This window comes from Maribacter sp. X9, assembly GCF_048537565.1.
GTDB lineage: Bacteria > Bacteroidota > Bacteroidia > Flavobacteriales > Flavobacteriaceae > Maribacter.
This window is the reverse complement of sequence record NZ_CP183215.1, coordinates 3422260-3440276: the sequence shown is the minus strand read 5'-3', so window position 1 is coordinate 3440276 and position 18017 is coordinate 3422260. Positions and strand designations below refer to the sequence as shown.

Below are 18017 nucleotides of genomic sequence, written 5' to 3'. Positions count from 1 at the left end.
AAGGATTATTTTTCTTTTTAAAATGGTACTTTAGAATTAAATTAAACGATGATGACCGTTCATAATTTGGGGGAAACCAATTCGATTCTAAATCAGTTTATCGCCGAGATACGAGGTACACAAATTCAAAAGGACAGCATGCGTTTTCGACGTAATATCGAGCGTATTGGAGAAATACTCGCCTATGAATTAAGCAAAACCTTAGAATACTTACCAAAAATTGTAGAAACACCTTTGGGAAATAAGAACATGGAACTGCCAAAGGAGGAATTGGTAGTTTGCTCTATACTGAGGGCTGGATTACCTTTGCACCTAGGTCTCCTCAACTATTTTGACACCGCTGAGAACGGATTCATTTCTGCTTACCGGAATCATGAGAATAATGAAGATGAGTTTGAAGTGATTGTCAATTATTTTGCAGCACCGTCTTTGGAAGGCAAGACTTTACTACTTTCAGATCCAATGCTCGCCACAGGTAAAACCATGGAAAATGTTTTAAAGGTCTTGAAGAACCACGGTACTCCCTCACAAATCCATATCGTTTCGGTTATTGGTGCTACGCAAGGCATAGACTACGTGAAATCTGTTTTTCCGAAGAACACCCATTTATGGATTGCAGCTGTTGATCCTGAATTAAATGCTCGAGGGTATATTCTTCCGGGGATAGGGGATGCGGGAGATTTAGCTTTTGGAGAAAAGCTATGATACAAATTAGGACTTATTCCTAATCCGTTTTCGCCACTTTACCAGTTCGAACCATAGCACTGAAATACTTCCAACAGATAAGGAAACCACCAGCTGTTCCATAGAGAGCTGGTCGAACTCAAAGAACCTACTCAATACAGGCACATACAACAATACCCCTGCAAGAACCAAAGTGATACCGATAATTAACGGAACTAGGTTGTTCCTGTATTTTAAGGTGGTGATTACGGAATAATAAAAGGAACGGTTCACCAGTGTTAAAAAGATATTCGCAAAGATCAATACCATAAAGACCATGGTACGGGTACTATTTTCTGAATAGCCAAGGGAAACAGAATACTGGTATACAAACAACGCGCCAACCGTAATGACCAAACCTTGAACAATACTGGTCATCAACTCCTTGAAATTGAAAAAAGTGGTCGTAAAAGGACGGGGCTTTTTAAACATCAGATTTTTTTCCATGGGTTCGTTTTCAAAAATAATCGAACAGGTAGGCCCCATAATCAATTCCAATAAAATGACATGCGAAGGAGAAAAGGTGTTGGGATAGATCCAACGCAAAGCCAACGGAATAAAGACCGTAAGAATGATCGGAATGTGTATGGAAATAATATACTGTATGGCCTTTTTAAGATTGGTATAGATCTTTCTGCCCATGGCAATGGCATCCACCATTTTAGAAAGGTCGTCATCCACTAATATCAATGAGGCCGCTTCTTTGGCGATTTCCGTCCCTTTTTTACCCATGGCGATACCAATGTGGGCCGCTTTTAATGCCGGACCGTCATTGACTCCGTCACCGGTCATAGCCACCACTTCATTGTTTTTCTTTAAGGCATTGACAATGCGCAATTTTGCTTCGGGAAACATTCTTGAGAAAATAGTGGTGGTCTTCACTTTTTCTTCCAATTCCGCATCGGATAAAGCCATCATTTCGTCCCCCGTCATACATTTTTCGTATCCTATCAAATGAACCTGTTGGGCAATGGCCATTGCGGTCGCCGCATTGTCTCCGGTAATCAATTTTACTTGAATCCCGGCCTTATCAAAGTCTTGTACCACTTGATCAATGTTTTCTTTTGGCGGGTCATAAAAGGCCACTAGGCCTTTGAAATCAAATCGAAACTCCTGTTGCTTTTCAGGATAGTCATTTCCAGAGAAAATGGCTTGCCCCACGGCCAACAGGCGATAACCTTGAGCTCCCAGACTGTTCATGGTTTCATGGAGTATTTTGATTTCTGATGCATTCAAATTGGATACGGCAATGATTGCTTCAGGGGCACCTTTTGCGGCTACGATGAGGTTTCCATTTTCATTCTGGAAAAGGTGGGTCATCATGGGTGGTTTTCCGCCTAGGGGGTATTCATGCACCATTTTATAATTGGGGCGTTCATCTAAACTGTTCCTTTTGCCATAGGCATCGTGCAGGGCGACCTCCATCGGATCGAAAGGAATGGGTTCACTGGCCCACATGGCTAACTTAACCAGTTCTTTTTCTGTAGTGTTCAATTTTCCATCGGCATCCAATACCTTTCCTGTAGATAGGGTAAATAGTTTGGCCAGTGCCATTTTATTCTGGGTGATGGTACCTGTTTTATCGGTGCAGATGACAGTAGCACTTCCTAAAGTTTCCACGGTTTTCATCTGCTTTACTACGATTCCCATTTTCATTAGGCGCCAAGCACCCAAGGCCATAAAAGTGGTAAAGGCTACGGGAATCTCTTCGGGTAAGATACTCATGGCTAAGGTAAGGGCTTTAAGCAGGCTGTCCAATACCAGTCCGGAACGAAAAAAATTGATACCCCAAACCAATAAAAAGATGATTCCACCCCAGACGGACATCAATTTTACGAAGTTGGAAATCTGAAGTTCTAACGGTGTCTTTTCATCGTCGATGCCTTCTAGGCTTTTTCCAATCTTTCCTAATTTAGTGGCGTTTCCAATATGGGTGATCTTGGCAATGGCCAATCCACTAGCGACAGTAGTTCCTCCGTAAACGGCATTATCGGTCTTTTCGGCATCCTTGTATATGGAAAGTGATTCTCCCGTTAGAATCGATTCGTTTACTGAAAAATCATTGGAATGTACAATCGTACCATCGGCAGGAATGGTATTCCCTTCTTCAATCATGAGTGCATCCCCTATGACAAGTCCTTCGGTGGGAATGGAAATGATAGACCCGTTACGAACGACCTTACTATTAGGTTGGGTCAGGGTCTTTAAATTTTCAAGGGCTTTTCTACTTCGTGAATCTTGATATAGGGATATGGATGCCACCAAAACAATTGCCGAAGCCAAGAAAAGTCCGTCGTCCCAATTTCCTGTGATAAAATAGATAGTGGAAGCCACTAATAATAGTATCACCATCGGCTCTTTAAAGACGTCTTTAAGCGCCCTTATAAAGGTGTTTTCTTTATTAGAGGTAAACGTATTGCTACCTGACCTTTCCCGAGAGGCGATTACTTCTTCGTCAGTGAGGCCATGGATGCCAAAATCAGTTGGATCGATCATATACATTTGGAGTAACCATCTCTTCCTCAGGATAGGTTTCCTACCGCTAAATATAATCTGAAAATCAGATAGCGGTACTGATATATATCATTGTTTACTAAGGGTTAAGGTCGCAACTTTAAGGGGTAAATAGCATTAAAAACAAAGATTATGGGACAAATACATCAGGAAATCGAACACCAATCTATACTACGATTGAGGGTAGAAGAATCGTTTACCAAGCTGGTTACTTTTAAAAAGGAAAAGAACTATGATAATTTCAATTCTGAGCTATTAAAAGTACTGCCGGAAATAAATCGATACATTTCAAAAAGGCTCAAAACAGCGGTTAAAAAAGGACTGGTAAATAAGAATATGTTGAGTCCAGAGGATTTTTCGGACCAGCTTTTCATCGAGGTCTATGACCATTTAGAGGATATTAAAAACGAAAAGGAATTGTATCCCTTTCTTTTTAAAACGTTGGATAAGTTACTTGAAGATAGTCTGATAGAGGAGGAGTTCGACCATGTTTTTTTCGATAACATTGACACCTATTCCAAACCGGAATGGGAAGCTATGGAGGAAAATTACAGTAGGGATGGAGATGGAGATTTTGTAATGGTTGAGGAGTTAGATGATAGTTCCTACAACAAGAACAATTACACCTTGAACCAAATTTTTATAACCGATACGGAAAAGGAGTTGGCCAATAAGTTGGATACATCTTTGAACCTGGAGCGTTTAGAACGCCACATCGCTTTTGTACTGGATAAAATGGACTTGCCTATGCGCGCCGTTTTTCAATTGTACGTAGATCAAGGGTTTACTGCAGAAGAAATAACAAAGATTAGAAAAATCAGTATCGCCAAGGTAGAGGAGTATTTGGCAAATGCTCGAAAAATATTGAGAGGAACCTTAACCAAACGCTTTTTGATCAGTAGCAATTGAAGCGTTGACAAAGCTAATTTGATGGAATGATATCTGGGTTTCGTATAACCTTAAAGATTACGAAACCCTTATTTTCCCGGTTATTTCTTGAATGGCAATCCTGAAAACTACCGTGGCTTCATCGGTTTCCAATTTTGCGGAAAAATCACTGATAAAATCATGTTTAATTTCGGTAGATGACCCAATTACTTTTTTTACTCCATTAGAAAATTCGTGAAGCATATGTTTCGCATCGATTCCTGTCATTTCCTCATAAGTCCCCAAGACCAAAATTGATTTCCAATTTCCGACAGATTGTATTTCCGTAACTGCCAAACTAACGGCAGTTTGTTGCCTCATGGAGCTCAATTTATGTCCAACCGATGAATAACTGATTAGGCTTTCTGATTCCTTATCGTAATAATAGGTGATGGGCACCACATGCGGATAGCTTCCTGAGACATACCCCAGATATCCAATGTAATTTCGCTCTAATAAGGCAATACACTCCATCTTTTCTAAGTTTCTTCTCATGATTCTTATGTTTAATAGAAACCATAATGTACATATTGATGCAAAACTTACCTATGATATTGGTCAGGTGCAATGGCTAAGAATAGCATTGTGACCTTTTTTCAAGTTAAAGCGAGTTCAACGTTTAGACTCCTGAATCTTCAATAGAAAACACAAAAGCACCGTAGGATTTTTAAATTATCCTCAAAACCGCGGGTTATTGTTATATTTTATGTTAAGGTTAACATAATAGCTCGCCAACACATTCTATTTTTAGGAGCCTAGACTAAAAATGAGGATCACGGACAAGAACTTTTTAATTTTATCCGTCATTTTTTCTCTTTTATGCGAAGTTCGAGAACCAAAACTAAACTAAACGATTCATAGATGAAAAGAAGAGATTTTGTACAGTATGCCGGAATGGGTGCTGGGGCATTGATGATGCCGTCCTTATTACTGGGGAATGATATTCCGGTGGAAGCATTGTTAGAACCCGGTATGGACATTTTGATTAAAAAGCAAATGGCCGATGTGGCCTTGAATACCGCTAAATCCCTAGGTGCGACCTATGCAGATGCCAGGATTGGAAGGTATTTGAATCAGTATGTCTTCACCCGTGAGGATAAAGTGCAAAATGTAGTGAATACAGAATCTTTTGGTGTGGGTATCCGTGTCATCGCTAATGGTACTTGGGGTTTTGCCTCCACCAATAGTGTAACCGAAGACGGTATCAAAAAAGCGACGGAACAGGCCGTGGCCATTGCCAAGGCAAATTCAAAAATACAGACAGAACCGGTAATATTGGCTCCGGTGGAAGCTTACGGAGAGGTGTCTTGGAAAACGCCAATAAAAAAGGATTTCAAGGAAGTACCCGTTTCCGAAAAAGTGGATTTATTGTTAAGTGCGAATGCCGCAGCCTTGGATAACGGGGCAGATTATGTGAACTCTGCGCTCTTTATGGTCAACGAACAGAAGTATTTCGCATCGACCGATGGCTCTTATATCGACCAAGATATACACCGTTTATGGCCAACCTTTAGGGTAACGGCGATTGATAAGGCTGCCGGTAACTTCAAGACCAGGGAGAATATGAGTGCCCCGGTAGGTATGGGTTATGAATACATGGACGGACTAGAATCCGAAAAATTGGAAGGTCCTGCAGGCTTACGTTTATACCGTAATAGTTATGATATGGTAGAGGATGCCACTATCGCCGCAAAACAGGCCAAGGAAAAATTAACGGCCAAATCGGTCGATGCTGGAAAGTACGATTTGGTCTTGGAACCCAATCATTTAGGATTGACCATTCACGAATCCGTAGGTCACCCATTGGAACTGGATCGTGTCCTAGGGTACGAAGCCAATTATGCAGGAACCAGTTTCGCCACATTGGAGAAATTGAAATCCGGTACGTTCAATTACGGTAGTGATATCGTAAATCTAGTGGCGGACAAGACCCAAGTAGGTTCCTTGGGCGCAGTGGGTTATGATGACGAAGGTGTAAAGACCAAGAAATGGGATTTGGTACGAAATGGCATCCTTACCAATTTCGAGGCCATACGCGATCAAGTCCATATGATTGGTCAAAATGAAAGTCACGGTTGTTGCTACGCCCAAAGTTGGGACGATGTACAGTTTCAACGCATGCCCAATGTGTCATTGGAACCGGGCAAGGAAAAGTATTCCATCTCCGATATGATCAAGGATGTAGAAAAAGGAATCTATATCGCAGGTAGAGGTTCGTATTCCATCGACCAACAGCGTTATAATTTCCAATTTGGAGGAACCGTATTCTATGAAATTAAGGACGGGGAGATTGTAGGTATGCTCGAAGATGTGGCGTATCAATCCAATACCCAGGAGTTCTGGAACAGTTGTGTTAAGATTTGTGATGAAAGTGATTACCGTTTATTCGGGACCTTTTTTGATGGTAAGGGGCAACCTTCCCAAGCAAGTGCGGTCTCCCATGGTAGTTCTACCGCAAGATTCAATGATGTAAACGTAATTAACACGGGAAGAACCATTTAAGTAAGGTCCAACTAAAAAGAGAACAACAATGGCAATATATACAGAAGAAGAAGCAAAAAAAATATTGGAAAAGGCGCTTAGTTTCTCCAAGGCCGATACTTGCGAGATCAATTTAAGTGGTACCAACAGTGGTAACATCAGGTATGCTCGAAATACCGTAACCACCTCAGGGTATAGTTCTAACCAAAGTTTGGCGGTACAATCCAGTTTTGGTAAGAAATCAGGAACCGCGACCATCGATGAATTCGATGATGCCTCCTTGGAAAAAGTAGTACGGCGGGCGGAAGAATTGGCACAATTATCGCCGGAGAATCCGGAGTTCATGGAGCCTTTAGGTCCGCAAGAATATGATGAGGCCATAAGTTTTATCGAGGCTACGGCGAATGTTAGTCCAGAATACCGTGCTGAGGTAGCGGCAAGTAGCATTACCCCGGCAGCGGCACAGGACGTAACGGCAGCAGGCTACTTCAATGATGCGGCCAATTTCAGTGCCATGATCAATTCCAAAGGTCTTTTCGCCTATAACAAATCGACAAACACCGATTTTACGGTTACCATGCGTACTAATGATGGTACAGGTTCTGGATGGGTATCACGGGATTTTAACGATGTATCCAAGTTCGATGCGGCCGCAGCCTCGAATACGGCTATCGATAAAGCGGTGCTGTCTAGGGAAGCGAAAGCGATTGAACCAGGCAAGTATACGGTGATTTTAGAACCCGCCGCAGCTTCTGATCTGTTGCGAAACATGTTCCGATCTTTGGATGCCCGTTCGGCAGACGAGGGAAGAAGTTTTATGTCTGCAGCAGATGGTAAAAACAAGTTGGGCCAAAAGATAGTAGACGAGCGTGTGACCATTTGGTCAGACCCGTTGCATCCAGAAGTACCAACATCCACTTGGAACGGAGAAGGTCAGCCTTTAAAGAAAACAATGTGGTTAGAGAACGGGGTCGTTAAGAACCTGGCTTACGACCGTTATTGGGCAGCACAAAAAGGAGTGGAACCCGTTCCTTTTCCACCAAATGCGATTATGGCGGGAGGCGATGCCAGTTTGGAGGACTTGATCAAAGGCACCAAGAAAGGAATTTTAGTGACGCGATTATGGTACATCCGTAGTGTAGACCCTCAAACCTTATTGTATACCGGTTTGACCAGGGATGGAACGTTCTATATTGAAAACGGACAAATTAAATATCCGGTAAAGAACTTCAGATTCAATGAGAGTCCGATCATTATGCTCAATAATTTGGAAACCCTTGGTAAACAGGTGCGTATCGATGGAAACCTCATTCCGTACATGAAGATCCGTGACTTTACCTTTACCAGTCTTTCCGATGCGGTATAGGAACTAAAGCCGAAAATAAAACTGGTTGTTTATGGAATTCATAACAGCCAGTTTTTCATTTTACAAACTAAAATTTAAAACAAGTTCCCACCGCTTTGAGCAACGAATTTTTCTTTACTAGGTTACAATATGAATCCGGGGATTGGGATGTGGATCAGCGTATGCCTTCCAATTTATTGAATTCCCTGGTGGAATATACCACCCTAAAAGTGGATACCCAAGAGAAGATCATCACCTTGGCCAGTGATGATATCTTTAAAAGTCCGTTCTGTTATATATCGGGACATAAACTGGTGGAATTCACCAAAAAGGAAAAGGAGAATTTTGAAAAGTATGTCCGTAATGGCGGATTTGTATTTGCGGATGATTGTAACCATGATATTGACGGACTTTTCGCCAAATCCTTTGAGCGGCAGATGGAAGAGATTTTTGGACCTGCGGCACTCAAAAAACTACCCAACGACCACGAACTGTATTCCATATTTTTTGATTTTGAGGACGGTCCGCCAACGACTTCCCAAGAACTCAATGGTTGGGGAGACGACTTGGTGCACGACTATTTAAAGGCCATAGAAATCAATGGACGAATAGGGGTGTTGTACAGTAACAAAGATTATGGGTGTGAGTGGGATTATGATTTTAGAAACAAACGTTGGTACAAAATAGATAATACACGGTTTGGCGTCAATATTGTCCTGTACGCCCTAACCTCCTAAAAAATAGGTATGGATAACGAATTACAAAAGATTGCGGATGAAGTGGAACTGCTTTCCAATAAACTGAACGCTTTAAAAGCGGAGATCGGAAAAGTCATCATAGGTCAGGAAGAAACGGTATCACAATTGCTGATCACGTTTTTGGCCGGGGGGCACGCCTTGCTGGAAGGGGTTCCCGGACTCGCAAAGACCTTGATGATACGAACCTTGGCCAATGCCATTGATTTAAAGTTCAAACGCATACAGTTTACACCAGATTTAATGCCTTCGGATATTATCGGGACGGAAATTTTGGAGGAAGACCACACGACGGGTAAAAAGTTCTTCAAGTTCAACAAAGGGCCCATTTTTTCGAATATCATTTTGGCCGATGAGATCAACCGTACGCCGCCTAAAACCCAAGCGGCTTTGTTAGAAGCAATGCAGGAGTTTGAGGTGACCTATGGGGACAAAACTTATCCCTTGGATAAACCCTTCTTTATTCTGGCGACCCAAAACCCAATAGAACAGTCCGGAACCTTCGTTTTACCCGAAGCACAACAAGACCGTTTCCTGTTATACATTAAAATTGGATATCCTACCCAAACGGAGGAAGAGGCCATTTTAAAGGCCACTACGGGTATGGTCAAAAAGCAATTGAACAAAGTTATTTCCGGGGAGGATATCGTACGCCTACAACAATTGGTGCGGGAAGTTTCCATCAGTGATGCCCTGATCAGCTATGTCAGTGATGTTATCCGTGCTACACGACCGGAAACGACCAGTGATTTTTATGTGAAGGAATGGGTAGATTGGGGAGCGGGCCCTCGTGCCGGGCAGGCGATGATCTTAACGGCCAAGGCCCATGCGCTCTTGGAAGGACGGTTATCCGTTACTATGCAAGATTTGAAGAACGTGGCATTACCGGTATTGAGGCATCGGGTTTTGGTGAACTTCAGGGCCGAGGCAGAAGGAATAACTTCAGATAAGGTTGCGCAGCATTTATTGGAATCGGTACAGTTAAAGGGCGCATAAATGGCAAAACAGGGCTATCAGGATTTATTAAAACCAGAGGTCATCGATACGGTTTCAGGATTGACCTTGATATCCCGTATCGTTGTGGAAGGTTTTACTACGGGCCTCAATCGAAGTAGAAGTGTGGGTCCGGGTATGGAGTTTAGCCAATACCGTGGCTATGAGCCGGGAGATGACCTTCGGTTGTTGGATTGGAAAATGTTGGCCCGTTCCGGTAGGTACTACATCAAACAATCGGAAATCGAGAGTCAGGTGACCGTCAAGTTTATTTTGGATTCCAGTGCTTCCATGCTACACGAGGAAGAAGGCATTTCCAAAATACAGTTGGCACGGGTCCTTATCGCTACTTTGGCCTATTTGGCCCAAAAACAAGGGGATTCCGTAGGGTTGTTCGCGTTGAACGACGCAGAATTTGTCAGTATTTACCCTAAGGCGGACAGACAGCATTACAACAGATTCTTGCTGGAACTGTTGAAGGTGTCTTCTGGTGGCAAATGGCCTGAAGCATCGGTTTCTTCTAAAAGGATTCCGAATCAAGGGGGAAAGGAGTTGCTGTTTTTCCTCACGGATATGTATGAACAGGATAGTGAAATTTCCAGTTTCATCAAAAGCTTGAAATCGGCTAAAAATGAGGTAGTTGTACTTCAGTTGATGGGTGCTTCGGAAATGGATTTTTCCTACGGTAACAACATCGTTTTTGAGGATTTGGAAACGGGGGCCCGGGTCAAGGTAGACCGGCAAACGGCAAAGGCCCAATACCTGAAAGATCTCCACCAAAAACTAGAGACCCATAAAGAAGAGCTATTGTCAAAAGGCATTGAACATCATATTTTTAGGATGGACCAGCATTTGGGCGAGGTATTGCCCTTCTTTTTAAAACAACGTAAAAACGGTAAGTAATATGTCTTTTCTACATCCTTCGTATTTATGGTCGTTTATGGGGCTTGCGGTTCCCATAGCTATCCATTTATGGAGCAAGAAGGAAGCGAAAACGATTAAAATTGGAAGTGTTCAGCTCTTATCGGAATCCAAATCCAAACAGTCCAGCAGCATTCAATTGAATGAATGGTGGCTTTTGGTGCTACGCATGTTGCTGATTTCCTTAGTGGTCCTTCTGATGGCGAAACCACAATGGTCTAAAACCATTAAAAATTCGGATATCACCTATCTACTAGAACCCGTTTTGGCATCCAATGTCGGATTGATGCAGTTGTTGGACAGGCTTTCCCAAGAAAAGGAAGTCCGGTTATTGGAAAGGGGATTTCCGGTCATTACGGATTTTGAACCTAGGGAAGGCACTGGTGAGGTGCCTGACTATTGGCAACTAGCTTCGGAAATGGATGCTCTGAATACGGACAGTATCGTAGTCTTTACGGAAGGTTGGCAACGGGGCCTAAAAGGGATGCGACCACAAGTAGATAAGAACATCCATTGGGTAGTTATGGATTCCGATACTATTCTGGAGAAAGGACTGTTGGCTTATGAGAAAACGGATGGTTTAGAACTTGTTTCCCTGATCGGTACTTCAAATCGTACGCAATTTAGAAAGGAACGTCTCAATCTGGATAAGGCTAAGGTGAGCCTGAATCCCGCTGAAGATAGTCTGCAACTAAATTTAGGGGAAACACCTTACCGTGTTCCGGTAAAAAAAACAGAGCCGTTACAGGTGGAACTTTTTTATGCGGATAGTCTATCCACCGATAGGAAATATATTCAAGCGGCTTTTGAAGCATTGTCTAACTATTTAGGTCGTGAAATTATGGTGGAAAGCAAAAGCGATGCCTCGTCCTCGACCATAGAAAACCCCGATTTGACCGTTTGGTTGAGTGAAAAACCAAGACCCGAATCCTATCAAAAACTGCTACTGTTCCAACGAGATTCGTTAGCCCATGATTTGATCACAACGGGAATATTGGAAAATACTTATTTATTGACGGATAGGTTGAACTTAGAAACGAGTATCGATCACCGGTTGACAGAGCAATTGTTATTGCTTTTGGACTTGGACAGCGAAGTGAAGGAAAAGGCAGCAACGTATGATGTGCGGAAAATATCGGAGTCGGTGCTTAAGACCACCTTTGGTGGGAAAAAAAAGCAGGTTCAACGGGTGGGGGTGGACAGTTCCTTGTGGTTAGGGCTGCTGTTAGGTATCGTCATAATCGCAGAACGATTCCTCGCTTATAAACGAAAACAGTAATGGAAACGGGCAAGTCACTTTTACTACAATTTAAAAAGCGCTGGCAGTTGCTGATGCTTTTGGAAGCTGCGCTTTATGCGCTGGGAATTGCCGTTCTGACCTATTTCGTCATCAATAGTCTGTATTTGGGACTTTTATCGGGATTAGTAGCTTTGCTGCTGCTAATGGGATTTAAGAATCCTTGGAAAATTAACCTGAAACGAACCAGTAACTATATCGATGCGCATCTAGAGGAAGTCTCGTTTAGTACCGGACTTTTGTTGGAACCACAGGAAAATTTATCCAATCTATCGAAATTACAACAGTATCGGGTGACTACTGAGCTCCGGACCAGATTAAAATCGCTAACGCCGCCCAACCAATTAAAACGCACGATATGGATCACTTCGGGATTGATTGTCGTGGGTGTAGCTATTCATGCCTTCGGATTTTTTAATGACGGAAACTCGATTTTAAAGAACACGACCAGTCTCGATACCATTCAGTTTATCCCAACCGACGCAATCTCATCCAAAAAGGTTGTTCCCAAGCTTCAAAAGCAAGAGATTTTAATCAGTTATCCCGCGTACACGCGCCAACCGGATAAAGTTAGCGCGGAACCAAATATTAAATCGGTCATCAATGCCAACCTACGCTGGCGGTTACAGTTTGATGCGCCCGTATCCCAAGTTTCGATGGAGAAAATGGGAGAAACCCTACCCTTGAAGAAAGCTGGTGATGCTTTCGAAATCAGTCTGCCTTTGGAAGCTTCTGGATTTTATAGTTTTAGATTCAGCAATGAAGAAGGCGTTGCATTTACCTCGGATCTGTTTTCCCTAGAGGCCATACCTGATGCTCCCCCAGAGATAGAAATCGTTGGATTACCGCAATACACCTATTTTGATTTTTCGGACACCAAACGATTAACCTTAAAAAGTTCGATTACCGATGATTTTGGCATCGCCAAGACGCATATTATTGCCACGGTGAGTAAAGGTTCCGGGGAATCCGTCAAATTTAGGGAGGAACAACTGGATTTCAAGGAATCCATCCCAAAAGGAATTCGGCAAATAAATGCTTCCAAAGTATTGGATTTGAATGCTTTGAAAATGGAAGTGGGAGACGAGCTCTATTTTTATGTGGAAGCCTTTGATGAAAAGGAGCCTAAACCCAATGTGACCCGAAGCGAGACCTATTTTGCAGTAATCAAGGATACGGTTACCGACCAATTTGCGGTGGAAGGCACACTTGGGGTAGATCAAATGCCCGATTATTTTAGGAGCCAACGGCAATTGATCATCGATACTGAAAAACTGATAAAGGACAAACCCAAGATCACCGAAAAGGAATTTAAGTCCAGAAGTAACGAACTGGGTTTTGACCAAAAGGCCTTACGTTTAAAATACGGTCAGTTTATGGGCGATGAGTCGGAAATGGGGATTGCCCCCGGGGAAGCCATTGAAGCATTATCGGTGGGGGAATCCTCTGAGCATGCAGAAGGGGAAGAAAAGGATTTGCTGAAAGACTATTCGCATGATCACGACGGTGATAATGAACATAATTTGGTGGCCACGGAAACATCGGAGGAAGAAAAGGACCCGCTTCATGACTATCTACACAATCATGATGACCCAGAGGAATCCACGTTGTTCGAGGAATCCTTAAAAACCAAGTTACGGAAGGCGCTAACAATTATGTGGGACGCGGAATTACATTTAAGGCTGTATGCGCCGGAAAAATCCTTACCGTTCCAGAAGGATGCATTATTGCTGATACAGGAAATAAAGAATAGCGCACGCATTTACGTTCACCGCATCGGTTTTGACCCACCGCCCATCAAGGAGGAAAGTAGGTTGACAGGGAGCATCAAGGAGGTGGATAATTTTCAGAAACAAGAGAATATGAAAATAGAAGCACCCTTTGCGGCCATCAAAAATGCGGTTGTTCGCTTAGAGGGATTGATTCACAGGAATACTCGCTTTACGGATGGGGATGAACGTGTTTTTTCCAATGCCGGAACCGAATTAGCAACTTTGGCCATTGAAAATCCCGGTAAATATTTACAGCTATTACAAGGGTTGAAAAAGATACAGGATAATACGGGGCGTACCCAAGAAAATTACCGAACCGTTCAAAGAGGACTATTGTCGGCTTTGCCCCAGACCGAACAAATCCCGGGACTCAGAAATGGTAATACCGATGAAATCAATGCATTATTTCTAAAACAGTTGGAAACCTATGATTGATGGTATTTCATTTTTACATGAGGAATATGGGATATCCGTAGGAATAGCCTTAATCATTCTATACGCCTGTTTTCTTTGGAAAGAAGCGTTGGAACGTCACCGTGGACAAATGCTAGTCCATAGTATCATCGCCCTGATCACCCTTTTGGCCTTGGCTTTGATCGTATTGGAACCTGTTCGTCAAGTGGAAGTGAACGATCGGCAAGGTCTTTTGCTTACGGAAGGTTTTGAGGAAGCAAAAAAGGATAGTTTGATGGAACGGTATCCAGGACTTACCATTCTGGAGTACCATCCGGAGAGATCCATCGGGAGGGACCTGGATTCCTTGACCAGCCTTTTCGTTTTAGGAAATGGAATCAAATCCTTTGATTTTTGGCAATTCAAGAACATTCCTACCGCCTTTGTTCCCAATGCCATTCCATCTGGGATTTCAAATATAAAATACCCAAAGTCCCTCGTATTGGGAGAAGCATTAGGTCTATCCGGGATTTACACGAAGCCTAAAAAAGGAACGTTTTTAGTATTGGAAGACCCTGCCGGTAACGGGCTGGATTCGGTGCAACTGGAAAAAAAGGAGGAAGTAGGTTTTACCCTGCAAACCACTCCTAAGGTTTCGGGGAGATTTATCTACTCCGTAACGGAAAAAGATAGCACGGGTAATGTTCAAAAAACGGAACCACTTCCTATTCAGATTGGCGAAAAGAATACCTTGCGGGTATTGATTTTAAACGATTTTCCGACTTTTGAGACCAAATATTTAAAGAATTTTTTAGCGGAAAGTGGTCATGAAGTAGTGGTAAGAAGCCAATTGACCAAGGGTAAATACAAATTTGAATATTTCAATACCGCAAGCAAGCCTATTTATCAAATTACCGAGGAAATGCTACAGGATTTTCATTTGGTCATTGCCGATACAGATACGTATTACGGATTTGGATCCGTCCTCAGAAATAGGTTGGAGAAACGGATACGTGAGAACGGTTTGGGACTTTTTCTTCAGCCCACCAATGCCTTGTTCAACCGTAACGCCAATTCCTCTTATTTTAGTTTCAGTAGGGACGGGGTAAATGAAACGACCTTGGGCAATTCAAATAATGTGCTCGAAAAATATCCTTATGCGTTTGAATCGGGAGTTGCCCAGCAACCTATCGAGTTAGGTGCAACCAAAACGATTGCGGCTTATAAACAAGTCGGTTTGGGCAGAGTCGTGACTACCACGCTTCAAAATAGTTATCAGTTGGTGTTGGACGGAAAGGAAAGGGAATACGGCCGATTTTGGACCCAACTGTTGGATAAGACCATTCCCCAAGCCAAAGCAGAGGTGCAGTGGGCATCCAATACCCTTTTGCCCAGGCCTAATGCACCTTTTGATTTTACCTTACGGACCAATTTGGAAGAATTTACGGTGGTGGATTCGGACAGCAGCACTGTAGGCCTCTTTCAAAACCCCCAAATCCCCAGTCTTTATTCCGGGACTACCTATCCCAAAAAATCTGGCTGGAATGTATTAAAAATTGCATCTGACAGTACTGCCCGTTATTCCTTTTACGTCATGGACCCTACCGATTGGAAATCGCTCGAAATTTCAAAATCCATAATCGAAAATCAGAAGGAGTTCCAAAAAGACCTGAACGAAAATAGGACCGTCTGGGTAGACCGTCCTATTTCCCTAATCTGGTTTTATATCCCTTTCCTATTAGGAATCGGGTGGTTATGGTTGGCGCCTAAACGCCTGGGAGACTAAGCCTACCCATTAATGGGGTAACTTATCCTTGATCATACCATAAACAAAAGTACCTAAGAGGGCTCCGCCAATGACCACTAGAATGGAATAATAGCCGGCACCCGCAAGTACGTACATGGGACCGGGACAAGCACCGGCCAGTGCCCAACCCAAGCCAAAAATGATACCTCCGATTAGGTATCTCGCTATGCTTTTTTTCTTTGGGTGAAGGTTCATTTCCGTACCGCCGATCGCTTTGATTTTATAGCGTTTGATGATCTGAACACCAAGGACCCCTAAGACCAAGGCAGAACCGATGATGCCGTACATGTGGAAGGAACCAAACTCGAACATTTCGTAAATGCGGAACCACGAGGCCGCTTCGGATTTATACATGATAATTCCGAAAAAAATACCGATTACTAAATAGCTTATATATCTCATTTTCTAACTGAATATTAAAGGGAACAATAGATGAATCATCACCAAACCGCCAATAAAAAAACCAATAACGGCGATCAATGAGGGCAGTTGTAAATTACTGAGTCCGCTAATGGCATGGCCACTGGTACAGCCACCGGCGTAACGCGCACCAAAACCGACCATAAATCCGCCTAAAACCAGAATAGCCAATACAAAGGGGTCGGTTAATTGTTGTGAAGCGAATAATTCGGGTGGGAGGTAGGCTTGTCCTGCACTTTCGATTCCGTAATCTTGGGAAAGTTTTTGGGCCACTTCCGGATTTATCTCAACGGTATTGTCCGATAAATACTGTGAAGCGATAAAACCTCCTATTACGGCGCCAAGAACTACCAAAAGGTTCCATCGTTCTGCTCTCCAATCGAATTTAAAAAAGTTAGAGAACTTCCCGGCTCCTCCTATCGAACACATAGTTCTTAAATTTGAAGACATTCCAAATTGTTTTCCGGTAAACAACAAGACAAACATGGTAAGTGCAATTAAAGGTCCGGCCACATACCACGGCCAAGGATCGAATATCAAATTCATAGTTTTATATTAAGTGTGGCAAAGGTAGAATAAACTGTTATGGACTATCAGTAACATAGGTTACAGAGGTGCTTATTGTAGGTAGCACCCTACTAATAACTGGTATCGTCCAATTTTACTTTTCCATTAAAAGTTTTATAAAGAAATGTAAGATATCCCATTAATATAGGAGCTCCGATAACAACCATGGTCAACATAATACCAAGTGATTTTTGAGAGGATGCGGCATTATAAATGGTAACACTATGCGTAGCGTCGATGGTCGATGGTAACAAAACAGGATATAGTTGAAAGGCCACCAACATCAATAAGAATGCCATGGTAAGTGAAGAAAATATCAATGCCTGAAAGTACCTTTTTTTGGATACTAATCTTGGCACATTGGCTATGGCCAAAAAAGCCAGAACAGGTAAAACAAAAAATAGGGGCTGTTCTTTAAATTTATCGATGACCCCGTGTAAATAATTTAAGGTATATAAAGAGGTTATGGCAAAACTTATGATGAAGAAAACCATACCCTTTTTCAATAAGAAGGTTAATCGAGCGTGCAAACGACCTTCGGTCTTCAATAATAAAAAAATGGCCCCTTGGGTCATGAATAATGAAAGCGTGGTAAAGCCGGCCATGATTGCGTAAGGATTTAGAAAGGCAAAAAATACTCCTCCTTTATAACTGAAATTTTCTCCAATTTCAAAACCTTGTAAAATGTTTCCTAGGACCACACCTAATAAAAATGCGATTAAAGTATTGGAGGAAAAATAGATGATATCCCAAGTTTTTCGCCACCAGACCATTTCTTCAGAACTTCTAAATTTTATTGCGGATGAGCGTAAGACCAATAACATTAAAAAGAGCATGAAAGGAATATACATGGTGGCGTACATGACCGGAAAACCGGCAAATAGAGCGCCACCCCCTATAATCAACCAAACTTGGTTAGCATCCCACAACGGGCCGATGGCGTTTATGGCGATACGCCTACTTAAATCTTTTTTAAAAAATAAATGCCAAGAACCTGCACCATAATCAAAACCCTCTAAAACTGCATATCCAGAAAATAACAAACCCACGACCAAATACCATAGTGTTGGATAATCGATTCCTAAAAATGTTTCCATAATGT

The 18017-nt window shown here is 42.4% G+C and carries 15 protein-coding genes; 10 read left to right on the top strand and 5 right to left on the bottom strand.

Annotation, left to right across the window (positions count from 1 at the left end; translation table 11 throughout):
• Positions 1–51: 51 nt before the first annotated feature.
• Positions 52–705 (top strand): uracil phosphoribosyltransferase, encoded by a 654-nt coding sequence (gene upp, locus ACNR9Q_RS14760; RefSeq protein ID WP_419211993.1) that lies wholly within the window; start codon positions 52–54, stop codon positions 703–705.
• A 6-nt stretch (positions 706–711) separates the two neighbouring features.
• On the opposite strand, the gene ACNR9Q_RS14755 is transcribed toward upp, so the two are convergent.
• A complete protein-coding gene (locus ACNR9Q_RS14755) occupies positions 712–3219 on the bottom strand; it encodes a cation-translocating P-type ATPase (RefSeq protein WP_419211992.1) in 2508 nt (835 codons plus the stop codon).
• A 150-nt stretch (positions 3220–3369) separates the two neighbouring features.
• On the opposite strand from ACNR9Q_RS14755, the gene ACNR9Q_RS14750 reads away from it, so the two are divergent.
• Positions 3370–4146 carry an RNA polymerase sigma factor gene (locus ACNR9Q_RS14750; protein WP_419211991.1) on the top strand — a complete coding sequence of 259 codons (777 nt, stop codon included), beginning with the start codon at positions 3370–3372 and terminating at the stop codon, positions 4144–4146.
• Positions 4147–4203: 57 nt separating this feature from the next.
• On the opposite strand, the gene ACNR9Q_RS14745 is transcribed toward ACNR9Q_RS14750, so the two are convergent.
• Complete coding sequence (locus ACNR9Q_RS14745) at positions 4204–4659, bottom strand: pyridoxamine 5'-phosphate oxidase family protein (protein WP_419211989.1); 456 nt, start codon at positions 4657–4659, stop codon at positions 4204–4206.
• A 366-nt stretch (positions 4660–5025) separates the two neighbouring features.
• On the opposite strand from ACNR9Q_RS14745, the gene ACNR9Q_RS14740 reads away from it, so the two are divergent.
• The 8 genes from ACNR9Q_RS14740 (at position 5026) to ACNR9Q_RS14705 (ending at position 15907) form a co-directional block, all read left to right on the top strand.
• Positions 5026–6666 carry a TldD/PmbA family protein gene (locus ACNR9Q_RS14740; RefSeq protein ID WP_419211988.1) on the top strand — a complete coding sequence of 547 codons (1641 nt, stop codon included), beginning with the start codon at positions 5026–5028 and terminating at the stop codon, positions 6664–6666.
• Between the two features lie 28 nt (positions 6667–6694).
• Entirely contained in the window at positions 6695–8011 is a 1317-nt protein-coding gene (locus ACNR9Q_RS14735; RefSeq protein ID WP_419211987.1) for a TldD/PmbA family protein, read from the top strand.
• 95 nt (positions 8012–8106) lie between these two features.
• Entirely contained in the window at positions 8107–8727 is a 621-nt protein-coding gene (locus ACNR9Q_RS14730) for a DUF4159 domain-containing protein (protein ID WP_419211986.1), read from the top strand.
• Positions 8728–8736: 9 nt separating this feature from the next.
• Entirely contained in the window at positions 8737–9741 is a 1005-nt protein-coding gene (locus tag ACNR9Q_RS14725) for an AAA family ATPase (RefSeq protein WP_419211985.1), read from the top strand.
• Complete coding sequence (locus tag ACNR9Q_RS14720) at positions 9742–10641, top strand: DUF58 domain-containing protein (protein ID WP_419211984.1); 900 nt, start codon at positions 9742–9744, stop codon at positions 10639–10641.
• 1 nt (position 10642) lies between these two features.
• Positions 10643–11938 (top strand): BatA domain-containing protein, encoded by a 1296-nt coding sequence (locus ACNR9Q_RS14715; RefSeq protein WP_419211983.1) that lies wholly within the window; start codon positions 10643–10645, stop codon positions 11936–11938.
• Positions 11938–14163 carry a tryptophan-rich sensory protein gene (locus ACNR9Q_RS14710; RefSeq protein WP_419211982.1) on the top strand — a complete coding sequence of 742 codons (2226 nt, stop codon included), beginning with the start codon at positions 11938–11940 and terminating at the stop codon, positions 14161–14163. Before ACNR9Q_RS14715 ends, ACNR9Q_RS14710 begins: the two co-directional genes overlap by 1 nt.
• A complete protein-coding gene (locus ACNR9Q_RS14705; RefSeq protein ID WP_419211981.1) occupies positions 14156–15907 on the top strand; it encodes a hypothetical protein in 1752 nt (583 codons plus the stop codon). Before ACNR9Q_RS14710 ends, ACNR9Q_RS14705 begins: the two co-directional genes overlap by 8 nt.
• Positions 15908–15916: 9 nt before the next feature.
• On the opposite strand, the gene ACNR9Q_RS14700 is transcribed toward ACNR9Q_RS14705, so the two are convergent.
• From ACNR9Q_RS14700 to cydB, 3 genes are all read right to left on the bottom strand, one after another.
• On the bottom strand, positions 15917–16330 hold the full coding sequence (locus ACNR9Q_RS14700) for a DUF6691 family protein (protein WP_419211980.1): 414 nt from the start codon (positions 16328–16330) through the stop codon (positions 15917–15919).
• A gap of 3 nt (positions 16331–16333) precedes the next feature.
• On the bottom strand, positions 16334–16894 hold the full coding sequence (locus ACNR9Q_RS14695; protein ID WP_419211979.1) for a YeeE/YedE family protein: 561 nt from the start codon (positions 16892–16894) through the stop codon (positions 16334–16336).
• A gap of 92 nt (positions 16895–16986) precedes the next feature.
• Positions 16987–18012 (bottom strand): cytochrome d ubiquinol oxidase subunit II, encoded by a 1026-nt coding sequence (cydB, locus tag ACNR9Q_RS14690; protein ID WP_419211978.1) that lies wholly within the window; start codon positions 18010–18012, stop codon positions 16987–16989.
• Positions 18013–18017 lie beyond the last annotated feature (5 nt).